2 protein-coding genes are annotated in these 2329 nt (G+C 62.1%); both read left to right on the top strand.

Annotated elements, in window-relative coordinates; genetic code table 11:
• On the top strand, positions 1–222 hold a 222-nt coding region (locus B1C80_RS28010; protein WP_139361770.1), incomplete at its 5' end, for a gliding motility-associated C-terminal domain-containing protein.
• A gap of 145 nt (positions 223–367) precedes the next feature.
• Positions 368–2329: hypothetical protein (locus B1C80_RS28005; protein WP_077924519.1), on the top strand; the 1962-nt coding region annotated here is incomplete at its 3' end.

Here is a 2329-nt window from a genome sequence, read left to right as displayed (position 1 = left end):
GTGGAGCGGGTGGAGCTGGTGGTCTACAACCGGTGGGGGGCGAAGGTCTTCGAGAGCAGCGGGCCGACGGTGAACTGGGACGGTCGGACCAGCGACGGTCAGGAGCTGCCCAGCGGTCTGTACTACTACCAGGCGACGGTGTACTATGCGGTGCTGGAGCGCAACGCGGCCCCCTCGGTGATCAAGGGCTGGGTGCAGATCATCCGGGGCGGAGGGGCCTGATCCCAACCCACCCTAAATAGAAAAGCCGGGAAGGCAGGAGGCTATAGCAGCCCTTGCCTTCCCGGCTTTTCTTGTACGCCTTTTTTCCGAAGCCTGCTTATACTTTCAGCATAAGAATTCGTTGTAAGTGAAATGGATTAACTCTATGCGCTTACTATACATTTGGCTGCTGGCGTTGCTGAGTGGCTTCGCTCTTCTGCCTACGACCAGCCAGGCTACGCACGTGCGGGCCGGTGAGATTACCACCCGACGGATATCTCAAACATCGCTGACGTACGAAATCACCTTCACGGCCTACTACGACGAAATACGGGGGCGCGATGCGGCCCGGGAGGGCGACGAGTATACCATCTGCTTCGGCGATGGCACCTCGCAACTGGTTCGTCGCCAACCGCCTGTCTTCATCAATGGCCGCACCTCATCGATCAACGTATACCGGGTCGTTCACACCTATCCGGCGGCTAACCCCTACACCATCTCCGTAACGGTACCCAACCGAAACAACGAGACCAAAAACCTGCCTGCTCCCTCTGAGGCCATCTTCTTCTATGTGTCGAGCACCATTCTGATCAGCAACAACCTGGGCCAGAACTCGACGCCGATCATGCTCAACCCGCCCCTCGATTCGGCCCGGGTAGGTCAGCGCTTCTGCCACAACCCGGCCGCCTTCGACGTCGACGGCGACAGCCTGGCCTATCGGCTGAGCGTGCCTAAAGAAGGACTCGAGATCGTATGCCCCCGTTTCAGAGATATTCCGGGATATCAGAGTCCGACCCGCTTCAGCCGCACCTCCGAGACGGGTGGCACCCCCACCTTCCAGATCGACTCCCGCACGGGCGAGCTCTGCTGGGATGCCCCCGGTGAAGAAGGCCAGTTCAACTTCGCCTTCATCGTTGAAGAGTGGCGCAACGGCGTACTCATCGGCGAGACCACCCGCGACATGCAGATCATCGTGGTCGACAACCCCAACCGCCGACCCCGCATCAACCCCCTGCCCGACCTCTGTGTGGAGGCTGGTACACTGATCAACCAGCCCATAACGGCCACCGATCCCGATGGACAGCGGGTCATCATCACCGCCTTTGGGGGTGTCTTCAACGTAGGCCAGGACGGTCAGCCTCTACCAGCCGGTGAACTGATCGCCCCCCAGTATGCCCAGCTGGCGAACGGCAACACGCCCATCAACCAGCCCGGCACCGCTACCTTCCGCTGGCAAACCAACTGCAACCAGATTCGGGAAGCCCCCTACGACGTCACCTTCAAGGTCAACGACGTGCCCCCACGCGGGACAACCTCGCTGGTGTCGTTTCAAACCCTGCGCATCCAGGTCGTAGGCCCATCGGTCAAGAACCTCACCGCCCGACCTACCGCCACCGCTACCGGACGAGCCATCCAGCTCAGCTGGGACCCCTATACCTGCGGCCGGGCCGGAACAACCATTGCCATTTACCGAAAAGAAGGCTGTACCGATATTCCGCTGGATCCGTGCCAGACCGGGCTGGCAGCCAGTACCGGTTACCAGGAAATTGCGCGGGTGCCGCTAACGGCTACGTCGTACGTCGACACCAGTGCTCTGCGCCGGGGTGTCAGCTATTCGTACCGGCTGGTGGCTCAGTATCCGGACGGCAGCAGCACGATCACGGACGGGGTCATCGACCAGGCCAGCCTCAATGGGGGTCAGAGTATAGCCTCCAACCAGGCCTGCCTCGAGCTGCCCCTGCTGGCCCCCGTCATGACCCAGGTCACCGTCGACTCCACCCGCGACACCAACGGACAGATCACCGTCCGATGGAGCCGACCCATCGGACTCAACCCCGGCGACCTGCCAGGACCCTACCAGTACCGGCTCCAGCGGGCCACCGGACTCGACGCCCAGGACTTCGCCACCATCGCCACCATCAACACCAGCCTGCTGCCAAACCCCGACACCGTCTTCGTCGACCGCGGTACCCCCAGCGCCCCCCTCAACACCCAGGCCAACCCCTATAGATACCGCGTCGAGTTCTTCTACACCAGCACCGCCGGACAGCTCACCCGGCTCGACGTCACTGAAGCGGCCTCCAGCGTGCGGCTCACCACCCGACCCGCCAACCGGCAGGTCAGCCTC

The organism is Spirosoma sp. 209 (assembly GCF_002006735.1).
GTDB lineage: Bacteria > Bacteroidota > Bacteroidia > Cytophagales > Spirosomataceae > Spirosoma > Spirosoma sordidisoli.
The sequence above is the reverse complement of the archived record's forward strand: the minus strand, read 5'-3'. Positions and strand labels throughout refer to the sequence as shown.